The organism is Lysinibacillus sp. CD3-6 (assembly GCF_006351725.2).
GTDB lineage: Bacteria > Bacillota > Bacilli > Bacillales_A > Planococcaceae > Lysinibacillus.
The window spans coordinates 506,355-525,958 of the sequence record NZ_CP085880.1; the positions used below are offsets into that span (position 1 = coordinate 506,355).

Sequence of the window (19,604 nt, forward strand, 5' to 3'; positions counted from 1 at the left end):
GCACAACCGCTTTTCGTATTATTTTATATAATTGTCAGGATTAACAATGTAGAACTTTTCAACATTCAGCCAGCTTTCGCTCATTGGCTCTCCGTCGTCAATGCGTTTTTCTGTTTCTTGCATCATCCAACCTGTTTGTGAAGCGTGAGCTTGTAATGCCTGTAATTTATCCATCTTCATTTCGCGAATATCGATTTCTACATGTGGCTCACCGTTTTTCTCGAGTGTATCATTAGCAAAGGCACACGCTAAAATTTGAGGGCGTGCTGCTTTAGGCATGCGACGAACAGCCTCAACAACTGCACGTGCTGTTGCTTCGTGGTCAGGATGCACTGCAAAGCCTGGAAGGAACGTGAAAATAAGCGATGGCATCAATTCTTCGATTAGCCCCTCCACGAGTTTGACCATTTTTTCATCATCTTCAAATTCAATTGTTTTATCGCGTAGGCCGAGCATGCGTAAATCTTGAATACCCATAGCATCTGCTGCAGCAACTAGCTCCTTGCGGCGTATTTCTGGCAACGATTCACGCGTAGCGAAAGGTGGATTTCCTAAATTACGACCCATTTCACCCAATGTTAGGCAGGCATATGTAACAGGTGTATTCATCTTTTTTGTATAATAGGCAATCGTTCCAGCAACTGAAAAAGCCTCATCATCTGGGTGAGGGTAAACAATTAAAATATGACGTTGTGGTTGTAAATTCAAATAGTTGTCCCCCTTAATAAGTAAATGGCGTTTCGCTAATTTCAAGTGCTATCGCCAATTTACCTGAATAGTCTAGTCCAGCCATTAACAAACGGCCTAAATCATCTAATTCATAATGTGTAATGCCTTGAGCATAAACCCAACCATGTGCCATTTTTAAGCCGACACGATGTGGAGAGTCATCTACCACTTTTGCCAGTTCGTAATTAATTTTTGCATTACGTATGAATGCACCAGCGTTAAAAAACTTTTCATCATAGTGTGCTGCGTAAGAACCGTTTGTCGTCTCAAGATGGATATAAACGTCTTTGTTGGCAAAAGAATTTAGTAATTCTTGCAACGTCTCTACTTGTACTTCTTGCATCTTAACACTCCTCTCGATTATGTCTTTCTTAAGTATAGTCAAAAAAGGTCACAAAGGGAAATTGAATGACCTTTTTATGACCAATTTTTGTTGAGGCTGATTTTCATATTTTATACGCATGTAAAATAGTGAAATTGTAAAAGTTTATGATTCTTTAGTTCTTTTTTTAAAGCAAAATCCTTGAAAAAGTTATTGTAATGTATCAATATATAGAGTGTGAAAGCAAATATGTACAAAAAGTGTCGTTTTAATTTGTATGCGGTTTCACAAAATAAAAAGATGTTGCATATTTGACTTCTCTCACGTAGAGTGGGACAGCTTACCATGTAGAAGGGGATTTTAAGTTGAACAAAAACGATTTCTATCTTGGTACAATAGATGACGTTCTTCTACATATTTAGGTTTAGAGCTGTTGCGTGTAGAGAAGACATGAAAGCTCATTATCATAGTATAGTAAAAAAGCCACAATCCTCTTTATGACGGAGGATTGTGGTTTTTTTACATGTATACGTATCAAAATTACTTACTAATCTTCCATGCAAACGGAGCGAATAGGATATGTACCTTTTAAAAACGATTGAGCTTTTTTTCAATGGAATCTAAACGATTATTAACAGCTTGTAATTGTTTGCACATTTGTTTAAATTGTTGATTTTGATCTTGTGAATTGGAAGCAAGTAATTGTGCATCTTCCTCCTCCTCCTGTAACGCTAAAATCGTGGCAAGGGTAGATAGTGAATAACCGAGAGTTAATATAATGGATGCGATTACTTCAACTTTAGAAGAAGTGATTTCTCCAGCTAACAAGCGTGATTCTTCAGTTGTTTCCTCAGATTTTTGTTTTTTCATACGTCTCCCTCCCATATACAGCTAATATATGGCATATATAGCGATACTGTATCTTGTCCTATTTTATTGTGTAAAAGTAAAAATTTTAAATTTTCAGAAAATAAGATTGATTTTTCAATTAAAATATTGCATTATAATAGGAACAAAAAATAAGTAATAGGAGGAATTGATGGGATGAAGGATTATAAGTTTTGTAAAGAATCTAGAGTTATGCGGACAAGTCGTGTTTTTCCGAATGATGTAAACAATCATAATACACTTTTTGGTGGTCGCTTAATGAGTGATATCGATCAAGTCGCCTCAATTTCCGCAGCCAAACATAGTAGAAGAGATTGTGTCACTGCCTCCACAGATTCAGTCGATTTCTTACAACCTATTCGACCGACGGACTCTGTTTATTTTGAATCCTATGTGACATGGACAGGGACTTCTTCGATGGAGGTGTTTGTGAAAGTTATTTCGGAAAATCTTAAAACAGGTGAGCGAAAAGTTGCTGCGACAGCATTATTAACCTTTGTCGCCCTTGATGAACATAATCAGCCTACGGCAGTTCCGCGTGTTATACCTGAAACAGTTGAGGAAACTAAATTGCATGAGACTGCCTCTGAACGAGCAAAAGTACGGGCGGAGCGTAAAAAGGAAAGTAAAGCATTAGCTAGTTTTATCTCCATGAACGATCCATGGGATTATCGGCTCGAACTAATGGTTAACTATATGTAAAAAAAGGTATTTAATTAGAAAAATCCTGACCTGTAAGCAAGGGGTATAGGTCAGTTCTAATTAGATACCTTTTTCTATTCCATAGTCTTATTAATATAGAAGTGGTGACTACTGCTGTTGATTTCCGCTACAGGCGGGCGCTTTCCGCGGGCACAACGTAAGCCGCAACCCTCGCTAGCGCGCGGTTTGTTGCGTCTTACGTTTTGTGCTGTTCCCGCAGGAGTCGCCCGCCTTCCACTCCAATCAACTTTATAAGTATTGCAAGCAGTCTACTATAAAACAAAGGAAGGTATCACCAATATAAATCAAGTTCAGACAGTATGGTCAAGATGGAAAGAACCTATTTTTTATTTAAAGTTAATATAGAAGTGATGACTATTGCTGTTGATTTCCGCTACAGGCGGGCGCTTTCCGCGGGCACATCGTAAGCCGCAACCCTCGCTAGCGCGCGGTCTGTTGCGTCTTACGTTTTGTGCTGTTCCCGCAGGAGTCGCCCGCCTTCCACTCCAATCAACTTTATAAGTATTGCAAGCAGTCTACTAAAAAACGAAGGAAGAGTATCGCCAATATAAATCAAGTCCAGCCAGTATGGTCAAGATGGAAGTAAGAACCTATTTTTATAATAAAAAAACAAAAGGGATTAAGAATTCATTCTTAATCTCTTTTGTTAACAAGAAGAGAGCACTTTAATTAGTGCTCTCTTTACTATTTAAATGTACTTTTACAATTTTTAAATTTCAGTTACAGTCACTTCTGGAGCGCCAAAGCGAGATTTCGCACCGTGCATTACTGGTCCAACATAGTCGTTTAACGCCCAACCATGTGCGATAGCAGCTGAAACAAATTCTTTTGCTTCAATTACAGCTTCTTTCACAGATAGACCATTAGCTAAATTAGCTGTAACTGATGCAGCGAATGTACAGCCTGCACCATGATTATAAGTAGAAGCCACTTTTTCTGATTCTAATAAGTAGAATGTCTCACCATCAAAAAATAAGTCTGTTGCTTTTTCTGTTGCTAATGCTTTACCACCTTTAATGACAACGGCTTTTGCACCTAGCTCATGAATTTTACGAGCTGCTGTTTTCATGTCATCAATTGACTTAGGTGTACCTGTGCCAGCTAATTGACCAGCTTCAAAAAGGTTCGGTGTTGTAACTGCAGCTAGCGGTAGAAGATATTGAATCATAGCGTCAGTGTTCCCAGGATTTAATACTTCATCATCACCTTTACACACCATAACAGGATCAATTACAACATTAGAAGTACCAGATTTTGCGATTGCTTCACCAGCTATGCGAATAATTTCCTCTGTTGAAAGCATACCTGTTTTTACTGCATCAATGCCTGTAGATAATGCTGTATCAATTTGTTTTTGAAGAAGCTCTGTTGGTAATGGAGTTACATTATGTGTCCAACCATTTGGATCCATTGTAACAACTACTGTTAGTGCCACCATACCGTATGTGCCATGTTCTTGGAATGTTTTAAGGTCAGCTTGCATGCCAGCGCCACCAGATGTGTCTGAACCTGCAATTGTTAAAGTTTTTTTAAGAGCCATGTGAAAGATCTCCTTCGTTTTTGAATAGTTTCATCTACCGTTTAGTATAGTCCTATTCTGATTCTGTAAAAATAGTCAGAAATCAATATTTTTATAAGGTCAGTATAAATTGAAACTTGAATAACACATTATTTTTTTGTACCGTTGTAAGAAAGAAAGGGGCGTAATTTCAATGAAAGAAGTATTCCCAAATGATTGGCAAACAATACTAGCAGATGAATTAGAAAAACCATACTACCAACAGTTACGTCAATTTGTGGCACATGAATATTCGACACAGACGATATATCCACCGATAAGCGATGTAATGAATGCATTTCATTGTACTGCTTATCGTGATGTAAAAGTTGTAATTTTAGGGCAAGATCCATACCATGGTCCGAACCAAGCACATGGCTTAAGTTTTTCTGTGAAGCCAGATGTTCCACACCCGCCAAGCTTACGCAATATGCTACAGGAATTACAAGACGATATTGGCTGCCCAGTTCCTCAGCATGGTACGTTAACGAAATGGGCACAGCAGGGTGTCCTGCTTTTAAATACTGTACTAACAGTCAGGGCGGGACAGGCCCATTCTCATAAGAACCAAGGATGGGAAAAGTTCACAGACGCTGTTATTGAAAAACTGGCAGCGCGACCAAAACCAATTATCTTTGTGCTATGGGGCAAACCAGCACAGCGTAAAAAGCAAATAATTTATCAACATGCAACACCCCATGTCATTATAGAAGCGCCACATCCAAGTCCATTAAGTGCCTATAGAGGCTTTTTTGGCAGCAAACCGTATTCAAAAATAAATGAGCAATTAAATGATTGGGGAGAACAGCCAATCGATTGGTGTCTAGGATAAAGTGGCACAAATCGTTTGCTTTATACACTATAAAAATCATGGTACAGTTAATTAAGAAGAAAGAGAGGCACGGCAATGCAGGTAAATTGTTTTAAATGTCATTATTTCAAAGTAACATGGGACCCGCAAACACCGCGTGCTTGTGTAGCATACGGCTTTAAAACAAAGCAACTACCATCAGTTGTTGTCAAACAATCGTCTGGCATGGACTGCCTAAAATTTGTGCCAAAAGCAGAAGGTGAGAGAGCGCAATGATTTCATATGAAGCTGTCATGCAGCAACTTGAAAAACAATTAGCTAGTGCAAATAATGCAACGAATGAACAGCAAATTCGCGAGGCACTGACAGCCATTCGTGCATTATGTGATGTAGTACTGGATTTACCTACAAATAACACAAACATGCAACCAAAACATTTACCACAAATGTTAGTTACAGAGCAAAAGCCATCTACTTTAAATGCAACAAAGATACAGCATGACGATGGTGCAAATGGGGATTCGATTTTTGATTTTTAAATAAAGACATTAAACGTTCCTAATACTAGTAATTGGAGCGCTAAGATGAAAAAGGTAGGGTAATTAAGATGAAAAAATTTATTGTCACAGGTGCACTTCATGGTTTTTTAGCAGTAGCATTAGGTGCATTTGGTGCACATGCTTTAAAGGATATTGTAGATGATTATGGTCTTAGCATTTGGGAAACAGCTGTGCAATATCAAATGTTCCATGCTACGGGTTTACTCATAATCGGTCTATTAATGAGCTCGAAATTGCTAGGTGAGGTCAAACAATTAAAGTTAGCGGGAATTTTCTTTAACCTAGGGATTGTGTTTTTTGCAGGTAGCCTATATGTGTTAGCGGTAAGCGGCATTAAAGTACTTGGGGCAATTACACCAATAGGTGGTGTGTTATTTTTAGCAGGTTGGGTTTTGATTATTGTTAGTGCATTAAAACATGCAAAATGATTAACGGAGATTTTTTCACCACCTTTGGACAGAAATATTTAAAAAGTAGTGTGCTAGGTAATGCTGGCATGCTATTTTTTATAGCTAAAACGGCAACGGCTTATGAATAATTTTAATTCCTATTGTTTTTGTAAGGATTAGTAGAGTACACTAGTATTACTAAAAATGGAACAAAAGAAAGCGGGGCTATAGTGATGGAAAAATTATTTAATTTGCTTGATGAGTGCTTTGATGAGATGGTAGCAATTCGTCGTCATTTACATCAGAATCCGGAAATCTCCTTTGAAGAAGTGGAAACACCTGCCTACATAGCAGCTTTTCATAAAGCATTAGGGCATGAAGTAAGGGAGCAAGTCGGTGAACGAGGCGTCGTGGCAACGTTACGTGGTGCAAAGCAAGGAAAAACGGTGGCGTTACGTGCTGATTTTGACGCATTAGCCATCCAAGAGGAAAATGATGTGCCTTATAAGTCTAAGGTCGACGGTAAAATGCATGCTTGTGGACATGATGGGCATACCGCAACACTACTTGGACTTGCCAAAGTACTAAATGCTATGAAGGATGAGCTTGCAGGCAATGTAGTTTTCATTCATCAGCATGCAGAGGAAGTTGCGCCAGGCGGAGCAAAGCCGATGATAGAAGATGGTTGTCTTGATGGGGTAGACGTAATATTTGGTACACATTTATGGGCACCGACGCCACTTGGGGATATTTTAGTGAGAGAGGGGGCGATTATGGCGGCTGCTGATAAAGTGGAAATTGTTTTACAAGGAAAAGGAGGACATGGTGCAGAGCCACATCATTCCATCGATGCGGTTGTACTAGCTTCTCAATTTGTGATAAATGCCCAGCAATTAGTCGCTCGTCGTATAGACCCTTTAAAATCTGCCGTCTTAACAATTGGACATTTTGAAGCGATAAATCCATTTAATGTGATTGCAGATCGAGTAGTTTTAACTGGTACTGTAAGGACTTTTGAGGAGCAAGTACGTACACAAATGGAACATGAGCTAGAGGCGATATTAAAAGCTACGTGTCTTGCCTTTGGTGCAAGTTATGAATATCGTTATACAAGAGGATATCCACCCGTATATAATCATGTGAAAGAAACACAATTTGTTCAACAGCTTGCAGCGGATATTCCTGGGGTGAAAAATATTATTACGTGCCCACCGTTTATGATTGGAGAAGATTTTGCGTATTATCTGGAGAACATTCCTGGTACGTTTTTCTTTACAGGTGCCAAAAAACCTGAGTGGGAAACAGCCTATCCACATCATCATGCACGTTTTGATTTTGACGAACGTGCAATGCTAATTGCAGCAAAAACATTAGGAAAAGCGACTTTACAATATTTGCAAGGAAATAACTAGTAAGTCTTGGACATAACGAGTGAAGGCGATGCTTCCTGCGGGTATGCACGTAGCGTTAGATACGGCTATTCGGCATGATGTCGAAGGTTGCGGCTTACGGTGGGGACAACAACTGTGCAACAAAAAAGTGTTAGATTGATTGAGGTCAATCTAACACTTTTCTCTTTTGTCCAAACCTCATTTCAGTTATGGATTTTGATTGAAATAAGACATTTCCTCATCGAATTCAGCGAAATCAAAGTAAATCATTGGGAATAAAAAGCGGTGATTTGACTTAATTTCTCTTAAAATAACATGGTCCCTACCTGCAGCTTCTACTACACCACGTACCGTTTTTGTGTTTTTTCCTTGCTCAACAGCATGTTCAAAGGAAAAGTGGAATGTTCCAGGTTTTCCTCGATTCAAACGTAAGATGTTTTCAATGTACGACTCCTCACGTCCAGGTGGCCGTCCGCTTGGAAGCGTCACAGGAGGAGGTGTCATTTGTTGTTGAGTTGTCGGTGTCCAATAGTAAGGCATCATAAGTATCGACCTTCTTTCATTTAAATTTGAGGACAATCTTCTTCAGTTGGTGAGAAGAAGCAATGCGATTTGTAACGCCCCGTATTCCATTGACCATACCATTGTTCAGGGCAACCGCCCTCAGGTCTGAAAAACCACAGTGAGCGAGTAGCCGGATGGAACCTTTCACCTTCAATAACCCTTCTTGCTAATCGAATGTCTTGATCACGTGCCCGTTGATAAAAATAACTTTTTGTTGTAGCTTCAAACCCCCCTGGACGTTGATAAATCATTTGCTCGAGTGTTCGAATATCACCAAAATCGAGACAATCTGCTCGTACACGATTGACGCCAACATTGCCAACCATTAGCATGCCCAGTTCACCTTCACCCTCAGCTTCCGAACGCATAAGCCTTGCAAGCAAAGCAGTTTGTGCTTCATTCGTCTTTATAACAGCGATTTTCAAACCTCCTCGCAACCAGTATATGCTCAAAGGTGTTGTAGACATGTTTAATTTCCATAAGAAAGAAAATCACATTTCAATTTGCAGAAGCATATATTAGTAATAGTGAGTAGTCCGTAAAAATAAGGAAGTTTTTAGATAGTATTCATCTAAATGGGGTAAAGAAAAATAGAAAAAATTTAATTTATTTTTACAGAAGTCCTTCACTTTTATAATTTGGAGATGAAAGCCAAATGGTTATATAAGTGTAGAGTGGAGTAAACTCTGTATGAATCAAATTAAAGGCACCGCCCTCTATTTTTTTATGTTTGCTTGGAGAGAATCAGGGCGCAATTGGTGTGGGGAATGTGAATAAAAGTGTGCATGTGTATTAATACATGTGAGGTGGAAGGCATGGAGGTTGGTGTTTGGGTTGGGATTTTATTGAGTGCTGTACTAGCTTTTTTACTCGGAAATATCTATGGTCAGCCTCTCCATTGGTATCTTTTTATATTAATAATTGTAGTGGGCTTTTTCATTCATACGATTATTATAATTTTAAAAGTTAAGGATGAAAGCTCATGAAGCTACATTAGCGGATTGAACATTGGAAAATAGGGTGCTTCTCGTTCAATTTTGAACAGGAAGCACCCTATTTTACTGTGACAAGTTGCAGTAAATAAAAAAATCTTTCAATGACTGACATAGCAATGGCGCAATTTATAATAAATATTTGCGTCTATATTATGAAAAAACTTATTTTTGCAAGTATATTGAAATTTGTTTGAGACATACTAAATTGAAATGATTATGGCTTTTATAAAGGAGTAGTACTATGCGTATTTTCAGTATGTTTGTAGCTATTATCGTAAGTGCATTCATGGCTGTTGGAATTGCTGAGTATTACAATCAACCTTATGATTGGTATTTAGTATTTGTAATGATTCTAATAGGCTTTTTTATCCATACCATTATTTTAATCATAGAATCAGAAAACAGTGAGGAACATGAAGCATAAAAAATGCGAGCCCATTTTATATGGACGCGCATTTTTTCTTTTATTTAACTGATAGGAAGTTCACTAATTTTTCATTATCAAGAAGGTTACCAACGAAGAATGCACCGAACTCACCATAGCGAGCAGATACTTCGTCGAAACGCATTTCGTATATTAATTTTTTAAATTGTAATACATCATCTGCGAATAGTGTAACGCCCCACTCGTGATCATCAAATCCAACAGAACCAGTAATAATTTGTTTTACTTTTCCTGCATAGCCTCGACCAATCATACCGTGTGAACGCATTAAAGACTTACGCTCATCCATTGATAACATGTACCAGTTATCATTGCCTTGACGACGCTTGTCCATTGGGTAGAAGCATACATACTTAGAACGAGGTAGTTCAGGGTATAGACGTGCACGCACATGTGGATTTTGATAAGGGTCTTCGTTTGATTCACCAGCTAAGTAGTTTGAAAGCTCGACAACAGATACATAAGAGTATGTAGGGATTGTGAAATCAGCAATTGCCAATTTGTTAAATTCCGCTTCAAGCTCTTGTAATTCATCCATCGTTTCACGTAATGTCATAATCATAAAATCGGCCTTTTGACCAACGATTGCGTAAAATGCATGAGCACCTGTTTTAGCAACATCTGCTTCATTTAGCTTCTCTAAATAAGCAATAAATTCCTCAACTGCTGCTTGACGTTCTTCAGCAGATACAAGTTTCCAAGAAGCCCAGTCGATTGAGCGGAAATCGTGTAATGCGTACCAACCATCTAATGTAATTGCTGCTTCATTCATTATTCAAAGCACTCCTTTTTAAGTGAAAATCATTCTTAATTTAGTTTATCATAGTTTGTACAAAATCCCTAAATTCATGACTGAAATTCACTAATTTGACACCTTCGATGGATGCTGTATGCTAAAGAGAAGAGATGTAAATAGAGGAGCTTTCAAAATAAATGAACAGTAATTTACAACAGCCAATATGGCGTTTATATGATCAATCTATTAGCATGAAAAACAGTTCCCCACTTGAGTCGTTTGCAACCGATGATACATTGTGTCAATTAGTAGGACAGCTTGAATCGCCACCAACGATACGCACGTGGGTACATAAAGCCTCTGTTGTGCTCGGGATTCAAGATCATCGTTTACCATTTGTACAGCAAGGAATGAAGTTGCTCGAGGAACGAGGCTATCACCCAATCGTACGCAATTCAGGCGGTCTAGCAGTAGTGCTGGATGAAGGCATACTGAATATTTCCCTTGTTTTATCAGAACAAACTAGCGCAATTGGCATTAATGACGGCTACGATGTAATGGTAGCGCTAATTAAAGCTTTACTTCCAGAAGCCGCCGATAAAATTGAAGCCTATGAAATTGTTGGCTCTTATTGCCCAGGGTCCTATGATTTAAGTATTGAAGGTAAGAAGTTTGCTGGTATTTCACAAAGACGATTACGACAAGGTGTCGCGGTACAAATATATTTATGTATTGAAGGAAGTGGTGCGGAACGAGCAGCACTTATTCGTGATTTTTACACTGAGAGTTTACGAGGAGAGGTAACGAAATTTACGTATCCTAAAATTATACCAGATGTGATGGCTTCATTAAGTGAACTAGTGGATGCCTCATTAACAGTAGAAGCCGTTGTAATTCGGCTACAACAAATGGTCCTTTCATTTGCAGAGGAAGTACGTTTAGAGCCCTTTCATGATGAAGAAATACAACTATATGCATTTTATTTACAACGTGTGCTCGAGCGAAATGCTAAAATGCTTGAGTTGAAATAATGGTAAATAAAAAAGGCGAATGTGCTAACTAAGCACATCGCCATTTTCTTTTTGATATGTTGGACCACTAACAACTAGATTACCGTTTTTCTCCATTTTGAATACAGGAGCAATGCGTTCTTCCTCTTCATCTAGCGTTACAAGGCGTCTAGCACGGTTCATAATTTGTACAAACTGTTCATAATCTTTGCGAATTGCTCGATTTTCCTCTTCTAGCTGAGCAATAGTTTTCTCTAGCTTTTTATTTTTCTCAGAGGTTACGTGTACAAGTTGTCTCCATTTTGAAGACTCATTTCCTATTTCACCAGAATGTTGTAAACGTAGTAAATATGCTATGACAATATCAAGAGATAAGGCAGACAGTGGAATTGACTTGCTATCTGCATCACTATTATTAATGGTAAACATATTTGAGGAACGGCGTCTTGCTGGTGCACCCAACACTCGCATTCTCTCTTTTCTTTCTTTTTTCGCTTCTGCTAGTTGCTCTTCATAAGTTTTACGAACAACTGCATTCCAACGGAAACCACATGCAGCAGCAGTACGATTTAACGCATCACCAGCTTCTTCAAAGGCATTTAACTGTGTACTACCTTCTGTTACGTGACGAATTACTGCCTCTGCTAGCAATTCATCGTTTTCTTCTAACCAAGCATCTTGTCTTACTTTACTCATCATATAATCCTCCCACCTTTATTTGGAACTTCCTTATTTATGTCTAGCATGACCAATCTTTTAACCTTTTATTCATCCAAGTGAAAGGAATTATGCTTGAATACAAGGGGAAAAATGCGATACAATACCGGATGTAGGTTTGTGCGTATGCTGCATACTTAAATATGTGAAGGTTATGCGTGCATTAAAAAATTTTAATAAACAAAATACTATATAGAAAGGGTTGTTGACAAAATGGCAAACGAATTTAAAGTTTGCGATGAATGTCAGGCCGTTAACTTAAAAACGTTAATTCCAAAATTAAAGGAAATAGATCCTGATGCAACCATCGAAATTGGATGTCACTCTTATTGTGGTCCAGGACGAAAAAAAACATTTACATTTGTAAATAGTCGCCCTGTAGCTGCATTAACAGAAGAAGAACTAATGGAAAAAGTATTAGCAAAATTAAAAAATAAGTAATAAAAAACTATCTTCACGTGGCTGAAGGTAGTTTTTGTTTTAGAGCGATAGTCACTTATAACATGCGAAAATTGCGTTCGATTAGGTTGATAGTCTCTCTACTTACAGTGCAATCTCTATGCTAGTTCTATATTGTTTGCATATAATAGAAGAAAGATGAAATGGAGGTGCTGTACAATTGACACACTATGCCAAGGCAAAATTACAAGAGGAAAAAGTTTTTAAGGATCCAGTACATCGTTATGTGCATGTACGTGATCAGGTTATTTGGGATTTAGTAGGGACAAAAGAATTTCAACGTTTGCGTAGAATTCGCCAGCTTGGCACTACGTTTTTAGTATTCCACGGAGCAGAGCATAGTCGCTTTAGTCATTCACTTGGTGTTTATGAAATTGTGCGTCGTATTGTCGATGATATTTTTGTAGGTCGTCAAGATTGGGATGAGGACGAGCGGCTATTAGTGCTTTGTGCAGCCCTATTACACGATTTAGGGCATGGCCCATTTTCACATGCATTTGAAAATGTATTCGAATTAGATCATGAATTTTATACGAGACAAATTTTACTTGGCGATACGGAAGTACACGCAGTGCTAAAAAAAGTAGCACCTGATTTTCCTGAGAAAGTATCGCAAGTAATAGAAAAAACGTATCCGAATAAGCAAGTCATAAGCTTAATATCGAGCCAAATAGATGCTGACCGTATGGATTACTTACAACGTGATGCTTATTTTACAGGTGTAAGCTATGGCCATTTTGATATGGAACGCATATTACGAGTAATGCGCCCACGCAAAAACCAAGTAGTAATTAAAGCCACAGGTATGCATGCCGTAGAAGATTATATTATGAGCCGCTATCAAATGTACTTACAAATATATTTCCATCCTGTCTCACGTAGCGCAGAGGTTATTTTAAATAATATATTAAAACGAGCGAAACAATTAAGCCAAGCGGGCTATAAGTTTAAGCATGAGCCTACCCACTTTTTAGCATTTTTCCAAAACTCCATTACATTGGAAGATTATCTTGCTCTTGATGAAAGTATTCTTTTTACCTATTTTCAATTATGGATGCAAGAAGAAGACGCGATATTAAGTGATTTAAGTCGCCGTTTTGTCAATCGTAAGCTATTCCAGTACATTGATTTAGATCCAGGCGTGGAACTTGAGAAATATCAAAAGCTCCAAGAATTATTTAAACAAGCAGATATTAATCCAGAATACTATCTTGTACATGATACAACAGCAGATCTTCCTTATGATTTTTATCGACCAGGGGAGGAAGAAGTACGTGTCCCAATTTTTTTAGAGATGAAAAACGGAGAATTACGTGAACTATCTAGGGAATCTATTATTGTGGATTCCATTTCTGGTCGAATGAAACGAGATCATAAAGTATATTTCCCGCTTGATATTTTAGAAGATAATAGTACAAAAGTGGGAGTTAAACATCAGATTTTAAAGTTATTACAAATACAATAAAAGAAAATATAAGAAATTATATCTATTTTAAGAATATACAAAACCAAATTGTATATATATAATATAAAAGCACTAAACTCACTTGAATATAGTGACAGTTTAGTGTTTTTTATTATGTATAATTTCATATTGGTTTAAAGTGTTGGCGAGATATCTAGGAAATGATAATGAAAAATATGGCAATGTTTAGAATTTGTTTAGATAAGCTTTTTATAATGAAGTAAAACCTAAAAAGGGGGTGAGGCCATTATATTGGTAAAGGCGTCACATCAACTTAGGATACATACAACTGGTACAACACATTGACAAGACATCATGATAATTGACCGCGTGTAAGACGGTTTGGATGTATCGTAACGACGACGAGTTATTCAAGGGGAAGAGGGGCAAACCGAATGTTTGGAGCAGAGCTTTCGAGATTGAGAGAGCGTGCAAAGTCGTCAGCAAACGCCTATAGGAATCTCTCTGAACTTAGAAAAGGAGAGAAACATGAAAAAATTAAATTTAGCAATCATTACATTATTGCTTGTGTTCCAAACTGTACTTTCACCGCTATCCGTATTTGCGGAAGAAGGAGATTCTTCTCTACCTCCATCTGTAGAAACAGGAACTGACGGAACTACTTCTGATTCGGCGGGCACAGGCGACACAGATTTACCAGTGCCAACACCTGGAGAAACGGGGGAAGCTGGTGGAGCTGATTCTAGTAGTGACCCAACTGAAATACTGCCAGGTGATACAGAATCTGGCGATGTGACGGAAGGTGAAGAAAAACCAAGTGGTGACAAGCCAGAGGAAACTACACCTAATGAAGAAGCATTGAAAGTGGCACCATTAGCAATAGCAGCTGGTGATATGCAAGGTAATGTAGCTGGATTATCTGCTGGCATTCGACTAACAGGTCCGACTGGCGATGTGATTACTGATTCTTCACAAATTCCTGCTGACGCTGCACCTAAAAAAGGTGATACAGTTTATTTGAATTATGAGTTTGGCGTGACACCTACGCAAGATTATGGTGTAGGCTCTACATTTGTGTTTGATTTACCACAATATATGATTGAACAAGTAGATAACTCTTTTTCAGGAACGAAAACAACAGATTATGCTACTTATTCTTATAGCTATGCTGCTGGTAAAATTACCGTAACATTAGAAAGTGAGATACAAGATGGGGTTGATGGAAATATTGACTTCAATTTCATGGCCAAGTTTGGTAATTTCCAAGATGAGTCAACACTTGATCAAGAATTAGTGATGCCTGTGTTAGGAAAAGCGGATGTTACATTACAATTTAAATTTAAACCTACAGGTAGTGGAGATCCAATTACTAAAACTGCTGGCGCAATTACGCGTGCAGCGGATGGCGCTGAAATGGATTGGACAATCTGGGTAAATACAGAAGGTAAAACAATTAATGCAGGTGCTACAGTAGCAGACACGCCAGATGCAAACCATGCATTCAAAGTGGGAAGCTTGCTAGTGGAGAAATATCCAATTGGTTTAAATGGTATTGATAAAAATAATCCTGGAACGCCTGTAACTTATAAAGGTGCTTCAACAGCGTTTCCTGTCACTTTAGATGATGGCGATTTTGCATATAAGCTGACGTATAAAACGAAAGTAACAGAAGATCCAACAAGCTCAAATATGACGTATAGAAATACGGCTGAATTTACAAACAATGGTGTTCCTAAAACGAGCCCAGGACAAGCAAATATCACGTATGGGCCAGCCTTACTAAAAACTATTAAGTCTAATAATAAATACGAAGCATCATGGGAGATTAAGTATAACTGGCTAGGAGAAGATCTTAGCAAAAAGAACGCTCGATCATTAACGGATTCGATTCCAGCTAATAGTAAAGGTGCAAAGCACAATATACAATATGATGCTAATTTCGAAGTGTTCCGCGTAACTTTAAATGATGACGGTCAAACAGCTGCTTCGCAAACACCATTAAGTAAAGGTACAGACTATACTTTAAGTAACGATACGACACAAGGATTTACTATTGATTTTTCAAATGACGTTGCCTCGAATCCTCGAGCAGCCTATTTGATTAAGTATAATACGAAGTTTGACCAAGAATTTGTTACAGATGCGAATGCAGGTAATATAACAAATACTGTAACGCGTTTAGACGATAATAGTTCAGAATCGGCAACTGTCAATATTGCATCGAATATCTTTAAAAAAGAACGTGGTGCAATTGACTATGTCAGCAAAACAATTACGTGGAAACTGACAATTAACGCTGAAAAACCTTTAACAGACTTTGTAATTGCAGATACTATTTCGACGAAAAATGCGAACGGTAAAACGTTAAAGCATAAATTAATGTCGTGGGATGGTTCAAGCAAAGTATTCGAAGTAAAAGGTAGTACCGCTCCAATAATTAATAGTGGTGGGCAAGTAGGTGATGAAGCATTTACTATGACATTCGCATCCATCCCATCAGGAAATGTAACGATTGAATACAAAACAAAGTTTGATATTGAGTCAAACGGTGGCGTGGCACTTAGCTATGACAACGTAGCAGACGCTACATGGGATGGACAAACAAGTACAAATAATGAAGCGCAAAAAAGCGCTACTTTTAAACCAAATGCAACATCACCTACAAGTAAAAATGGTTATAAAGACAATGCCATTGTCGATAACAACAAACAAGAGTTTTCTTGGAAAATTGGTGTAAACATCAATAAGCAAAACATTGATGGTGCAGTACTGACAGATACATTAGGTACAGGGCATCATATTGTTGTTCCAGAAGGGCAAGCATTAAAACAAGTTATGACTGTAAGCAAATTAAAATTAGGCGTGAATGATGAACGAGGAACAAAGGACGGTTCATTAGATCCTGCTAAATGGAATGCAGTCCCTGTTACACAGGATGCTAAAGGCAATGTTACAAGCTATACACTAACATTTACAGGATTAACTACCGCTGAGAATAACGAAGCGTATTTAATAGAATACAAATCAAAAGATTCAGACGATGTTTATGGGAATGGTAGTACGAATTCTCAAAAATATACGAATCATGCTGTTTTAGATACACCGGATAATGGTAGCTATTCATATGATGCAGAAGCAACAATTACAAATAAAGCAAACAAGTTAATTGAAAAATCTGCTAATCCTCAACCTGCATCAGATACGATTGAATGGACCGTGAAAATTAATGAATCTAACTCAAAGCTAGGTAACATTACGTTAACGGATAAACCATCAACTAACCAAAAGCTATTAACAAACACATTTACAAAGCAAGAAATTAAATTAGATGCAGCAGGGAACACGCAAAATGTAGGGGCACCTGTTGCAATTGACCCGACTGATATTCATATCCAGCCAGATGGTTCATTTACATTAGATTTAGGAAATGTCGATGGCAAAGGTTACATCATTAAATACAAAACATATTTTATGGGTGATCCTAATGCTGGTGAACAAGTATCAAATAATGCATCAATCAACTATGCAGGTGCAACTTCAGCTGGTACATCGTCCTCGGGCGGGGATAACAAGCTATTTAAATACAGCACATCTGATACAAATGCTTCAGGCAAAAAAGGTACATTTAAAATTAAGAAGCAGGGTGTAAACCCTAATACAGGTGTGACAACAACACTTAATGACGTAGAATTTAAGTTATATAACCGTGATGGATCCATTGTTTTAGCTGAAGGTACGACGGATGATGGTGAACTTACATTCGATAATTTACGCTATGGTATTTATAAACTAGAAGAAAAAACACCTACAGGCTATAAAGTAGTTTCAACAGTTGAAATTAGGTTCAATGATACGAACAACTTCGAGGTAACAAACAAACCTTATACAATTATTAATGTTGAAGATGTTACGCCACCAGCAAATGCTTGTGCGGAATTTGAATTAACTATTAAAGATATTGATGGTGCCTTCATAGCGGACCAAAGTGTAACTTTTAAAGATGCAAATGGTACTGTCAAACATACAGGCCCAACTATTGGTGGCGTTGTAAAAGTTCCGAACACTGTATTGGCGGGACAATACGATGTATATGATTCAAATGATATTTGGCTAGGAAATGTGACTGTAAAATATACAGACGGCTGTAAAGATGAAATTGCACCATTACCTGCATGCCCAGTATTTACAATTACATTGAACGAAAACAAAGCAGGTGTTGACGTACCTCGCCCTGGTGTGACTGTCACATTGAAAGATTCAACTGGTAGCGACATCGTAACTATCACAACAGATAAAGATGGGAAATTTACTGTCCCATCAATACAAGCATCAAATGGTGTGAAAGCAGGCGAATACTATTTATATGAAGGCAATCAATTCTTAAGTAAAGTTGATATTTCATATAAAGGTAATTGTGAGACTTCCCTTACGCAAGCACCAAAATGTGAATCATTTGAACTAACTGTAAAGGATGTTGACGGTAACCTAGTTGCTGATGGCACTTCTGTAACAGTTAAAGATGCGGATAAAAATATTGTTGATACTAAAACGACAACTAACGGAGTTGTAGAATTAACAGATTTAGATCCAGGAATTTATACAGTCGTAGTCGATGGCAAAGAAATCGGCAGTTTCCAATCTAATATAGATTGTGAAGCGACAGTGCAACCAGCACCTTCTTGTCCAGACTTCACTTTAACTGTAAAAGATGAGAACGGAAATGCTCGCCCTAATGTAAGCAAAATCATTATTAAAGATAAAAACGGAGCAACTATTGCTTCAAATAAAACAACTAACGCATTAGGTCAACTTACAATTCCATCTAAAGATATTCCGTCTGGTGTGTATGATGTATATGAGGGGGACCTATATATTGGTCAAATCACCGTTCAATATTCAATTTCTTGTAATGCGGAAATTTTAGCAGCACCTACTTGTCCAGCATTTACATTAACTGTACAAACGGCGTTTGGCACACCACTTGCAAATGCACAAGTAACAGTAAAAGATGCTAATGGTAATGTCATTAAGGATGCAGCAAACAACGAAAATTTAACTACGAGCACTGCGGGAACAATTGTTTTACCAAACAAGGCAATTCAACAAGGAACGTACAATGTATATGAAGGAAGTCGTTTAATTGGCTCATTCACCGTTAAAGATACATGTTCTGCACTTGTAAAACCGTCATTACCAGGTGGCGGCGGAGGCGGTGGAGGTGGTGGCTCAACACCAGATCCAGAGAAACCAGTGGATCCGAACAAGCCAACACCAGATCCAGAGAAACCAGTGGATCCAAACAAGCCAACACCAGATCCAGAGAAACCAGTGGATCCAAACAAGCCAACACCAGATCCAGAGAAACCAGTGGATCCGAACAAGCCAACACCAGATCCAGAAAATCCAGTGGACCCGAATAAACCAACGCCAGATCCAGAAAATCCATCTACAAATCCAGATGAGCCAGGTAACCCAGAAAATCCGTCAACAGATTCAAAAGATCCAACGACACCTGGAAAACCAGACACGTCTAAACCATCAGTACAAGATGTGATTGATCAAGGTAAAAACTTACCGCCATACAATCCTTCTACTGCAAATAAAGACACACTAGATGCGTATAAGGATTTCCTTGATAAATATAATAATTTATCAAAAGAGGATCAGGCGAATGTTGCAAAAACACTTGATATTAATAAAATCAAGGAAGATGCACAACGTTTAGAAGCGCAATTAAAAGCTCAAGGCAAACTGCCACAAACAGATGGAGCAAATCAAACAGCGCTTACACTAACTGGTGTAATGCTAGTTTTAGGTGCATTGTTCTTCTTACGTCGTCGTGAAGCCGAAATGAAATAATATACAATAAGAACCCCCAAGG

At 38.0% G+C, this 19,604-nt stretch carries 19 protein-coding genes; 11 read left to right on the top strand and 8 right to left on the bottom strand.

Annotated features, from left to right (window positions below):
* Positions 1 to 18: 18 nt before the first annotated feature.
* The 3 genes from bshB2 to FH508_RS02360 form a co-directional block, all read right to left on the bottom strand.
* Positions 19 to 708 (bottom strand): bacillithiol biosynthesis deacetylase BshB2, encoded by a 690-nt coding sequence (bshB2, locus tag FH508_RS02350; protein WP_139860328.1) that lies wholly within the window; start codon positions 706 to 708, stop codon positions 19 to 21.
* Positions 709 to 721: 13 nt separating this feature from the next.
* Positions 722 to 1,072: a YojF family protein gene (locus tag FH508_RS02355; RefSeq protein ID WP_024362827.1), complete on the bottom strand. Its 351-nt coding sequence runs from the start codon at positions 1,070 to 1,072 to the stop codon at positions 722 to 724.
* 567 nt (positions 1,073 to 1,639) lie between these two features.
* Positions 1,640 to 1,921: a hypothetical protein gene (locus tag FH508_RS02360; RefSeq protein WP_139860330.1), complete on the bottom strand. Its 282-nt coding sequence runs from the start codon at positions 1,919 to 1,921 to the stop codon at positions 1,640 to 1,642.
* A 174-nt stretch (positions 1,922 to 2,095) separates the two neighbouring features.
* Between FH508_RS02360 and FH508_RS02365 the strand changes: the two genes are divergently transcribed.
* Entirely contained in the window at positions 2,096 to 2,641 is a 546-nt protein-coding gene (locus FH508_RS02365) for an acyl-CoA thioesterase (RefSeq protein ID WP_139860332.1), read from the top strand.
* Between the two features lie 730 nt (positions 2,642 to 3,371).
* On the opposite strand, the gene thiD is transcribed toward FH508_RS02365, so the two are convergent.
* The gene (gene thiD / locus FH508_RS02370) at positions 3,372 to 4,202 is read right to left on the bottom strand and encodes a bifunctional hydroxymethylpyrimidine kinase/phosphomethylpyrimidine kinase (RefSeq protein WP_173478665.1); all 831 of its coding nucleotides are present in this window, start codon (positions 4,200 to 4,202) and stop codon (positions 3,372 to 3,374) included.
* A gap of 172 nt (positions 4,203 to 4,374) precedes the next feature.
* Here thiD and FH508_RS02375 point away from each other — a divergent pair, with 172 nt between their 5' ends.
* The 5 genes from FH508_RS02375 to FH508_RS02395 all read left to right on the top strand — a co-directional run bounded on the left by FH508_RS02375 (position 4,375) and on the right by FH508_RS02395 (position 7,392).
* The gene (locus tag FH508_RS02375) at positions 4,375 to 5,052 is read left to right on the top strand and encodes a uracil-DNA glycosylase (RefSeq protein WP_139860102.1); all 678 of its coding nucleotides are present in this window, start codon (positions 4,375 to 4,377) and stop codon (positions 5,050 to 5,052) included.
* 75 nt (positions 5,053 to 5,127) lie between these two features.
* Entirely contained in the window at positions 5,128 to 5,307 is a 180-nt protein-coding gene (locus tag FH508_RS02380) for a uracil-DNA glycosylase (protein WP_139860104.1), read from the top strand.
* The gene (locus FH508_RS02385) at positions 5,304 to 5,570 is read left to right on the top strand and encodes a YwdI family protein (protein WP_139860107.1); all 267 of its coding nucleotides are present in this window, start codon (positions 5,304 to 5,306) and stop codon (positions 5,568 to 5,570) included. The genes FH508_RS02380 and FH508_RS02385 overlap by 4 nt, the downstream gene beginning before the upstream one ends.
* Positions 5,571 to 5,638: 68 nt before the next feature.
* Positions 5,639 to 6,019: a DUF423 domain-containing protein gene (locus FH508_RS02390; RefSeq protein WP_139860109.1), complete on the top strand. Its 381-nt coding sequence runs from the start codon at positions 5,639 to 5,641 to the stop codon at positions 6,017 to 6,019.
* Between the two features lie 194 nt (positions 6,020 to 6,213).
* Positions 6,214 to 7,392, top strand: a complete 1,179-nt coding sequence (locus FH508_RS02395; protein ID WP_139860111.1) for a M20 family metallopeptidase — start codon at positions 6,214 to 6,216, stop codon at positions 7,390 to 7,392.
* 186 nt (positions 7,393 to 7,578) lie between these two features.
* Here the strand turns inward: FH508_RS02395 and gerQ are convergent, their stop codons facing one another.
* Both gerQ and FH508_RS02405 read right to left on the bottom strand, forming a co-directional pair.
* Entirely contained in the window at positions 7,579 to 7,914 is a 336-nt protein-coding gene (gene gerQ, locus FH508_RS02400) for a spore coat protein GerQ (protein WP_173478664.1), read from the bottom strand.
* Positions 7,915 to 7,934: 20 nt separating this feature from the next.
* Positions 7,935 to 8,360, bottom strand: coding sequence for a cell wall hydrolase (locus tag FH508_RS02405; RefSeq protein ID WP_305068705.1), 426 nt, complete (start codon positions 8,358 to 8,360; stop codon positions 7,935 to 7,937).
* Positions 8,361 to 9,171: 811 nt separating this feature from the next.
* Between FH508_RS02405 and FH508_RS02410 the strand changes: the two genes are divergently transcribed.
* Positions 9,172 to 9,354, top strand: a complete 183-nt coding sequence (locus tag FH508_RS02410) for a hypothetical protein (RefSeq protein ID WP_139860235.1) — start codon at positions 9,172 to 9,174, stop codon at positions 9,352 to 9,354.
* Positions 9,355 to 9,394: 40 nt separating this feature from the next.
* On the opposite strand, the gene hemQ is transcribed toward FH508_RS02410, so the two are convergent.
* Entirely contained in the window at positions 9,395 to 10,147 is a 753-nt protein-coding gene (gene hemQ / locus FH508_RS02415; protein WP_139860237.1) for a hydrogen peroxide-dependent heme synthase, read from the bottom strand.
* Between the two features lie 161 nt (positions 10,148 to 10,308).
* Between hemQ and FH508_RS02420 the strand changes: the two genes are divergently transcribed.
* On the top strand, positions 10,309 to 11,142 hold the full coding sequence (locus FH508_RS02420) for an octanoyl-[GcvH]:protein N-octanoyltransferase (RefSeq protein WP_139860239.1): 834 nt from the start codon (positions 10,309 to 10,311) through the stop codon (positions 11,140 to 11,142).
* 24 nt (positions 11,143 to 11,166) lie between these two features.
* On the opposite strand, the gene FH508_RS02425 is transcribed toward FH508_RS02420, so the two are convergent.
* Positions 11,167 to 11,817, bottom strand: a complete 651-nt coding sequence (locus tag FH508_RS02425) for an RsfA family transcriptional regulator (RefSeq protein WP_173478662.1) — start codon at positions 11,815 to 11,817, stop codon at positions 11,167 to 11,169.
* A 234-nt stretch (positions 11,818 to 12,051) separates the two neighbouring features.
* On the opposite strand from FH508_RS02425, the gene FH508_RS02430 reads away from it, so the two are divergent.
* From FH508_RS02430 to FH508_RS02440, 3 genes are all read left to right on the top strand, one after another.
* The gene (locus tag FH508_RS02430) at positions 12,052 to 12,279 is read left to right on the top strand and encodes a YuzB family protein (protein ID WP_024362844.1); all 228 of its coding nucleotides are present in this window, start codon (positions 12,052 to 12,054) and stop codon (positions 12,277 to 12,279) included.
* A 178-nt stretch (positions 12,280 to 12,457) separates the two neighbouring features.
* A complete protein-coding gene (locus FH508_RS02435; RefSeq protein WP_173478661.1) occupies positions 12,458 to 13,762 on the top strand; it encodes an HD domain-containing protein in 1,305 nt (434 codons plus the stop codon).
* A gap of 489 nt (positions 13,763 to 14,251) precedes the next feature.
* Positions 14,252 to 19,582, top strand: coding sequence for a collagen binding domain-containing protein (locus FH508_RS02440; RefSeq protein WP_173478660.1), 5,331 nt, complete (start codon positions 14,252 to 14,254; stop codon positions 19,580 to 19,582).
* Positions 19,583 to 19,604 lie beyond the last annotated feature (22 nt).

Coding starts and splice junctions, on each gene's coding strand:
- hemQ (WP_139860237.1), bottom strand. CDS start 10,147: ATGAATGAAGCAGCAATTACATTAGATGGTTGGTACGCATTACACGAT.
- FH508_RS02430 (WP_024362844.1), top strand. CDS start 12,052: ATGGCAAACGAATTTAAAGTTTGCGATGAATGTCAGGCCGTTAACTTA.
- gerQ (WP_173478664.1), bottom strand. CDS start 7,914: ATGATGCCTTACTATTGGACACCGACAACTCAACAACAAATGACACCT.
- FH508_RS02410 (WP_139860235.1), top strand. CDS start 9,172: ATGCGTATTTTCAGTATGTTTGTAGCTATTATCGTAAGTGCATTCATG.
- FH508_RS02395 (WP_139860111.1), top strand. CDS start 6,214: ATGGAAAAATTATTTAATTTGCTTGATGAGTGCTTTGATGAGATGGTA.
- FH508_RS02365 (WP_139860332.1), top strand. CDS start 2,096: ATGAAGGATTATAAGTTTTGTAAAGAATCTAGAGTTATGCGGACAAGT.
- thiD (WP_173478665.1), bottom strand. CDS start 4,202: ATGGCTCTTAAAAAAACTTTAACAATTGCAGGTTCAGACACATCTGGT.
- FH508_RS02440 (WP_173478660.1), top strand. CDS start 14,252: ATGAAAAAATTAAATTTAGCAATCATTACATTATTGCTTGTGTTCCAA.
- FH508_RS02380 (WP_139860104.1), top strand. CDS start 5,128: ATGCAGGTAAATTGTTTTAAATGTCATTATTTCAAAGTAACATGGGAC.
- FH508_RS02420 (WP_139860239.1), top strand. CDS start 10,309: ATGAACAGTAATTTACAACAGCCAATATGGCGTTTATATGATCAATCT.
- FH508_RS02385 (WP_139860107.1), top strand. CDS start 5,304: ATGATTTCATATGAAGCTGTCATGCAGCAACTTGAAAAACAATTAGCT.
- FH508_RS02355 (WP_024362827.1), bottom strand. CDS start 1,072: ATGCAAGAAGTACAAGTAGAGACGTTGCAAGAATTACTAAATTCTTTT.
- FH508_RS02425 (WP_173478662.1), bottom strand. CDS start 11,817: ATGAGTAAAGTAAGACAAGATGCTTGGTTAGAAGAAAACGATGAATTG.
- FH508_RS02390 (WP_139860109.1), top strand. CDS start 5,639: ATGAAAAAATTTATTGTCACAGGTGCACTTCATGGTTTTTTAGCAGTA.
- FH508_RS02360 (WP_139860330.1), bottom strand. CDS start 1,921: ATGAAAAAACAAAAATCTGAGGAAACAACTGAAGAATCACGCTTGTTA.
- FH508_RS02375 (WP_139860102.1), top strand. CDS start 4,375: ATGAAAGAAGTATTCCCAAATGATTGGCAAACAATACTAGCAGATGAA.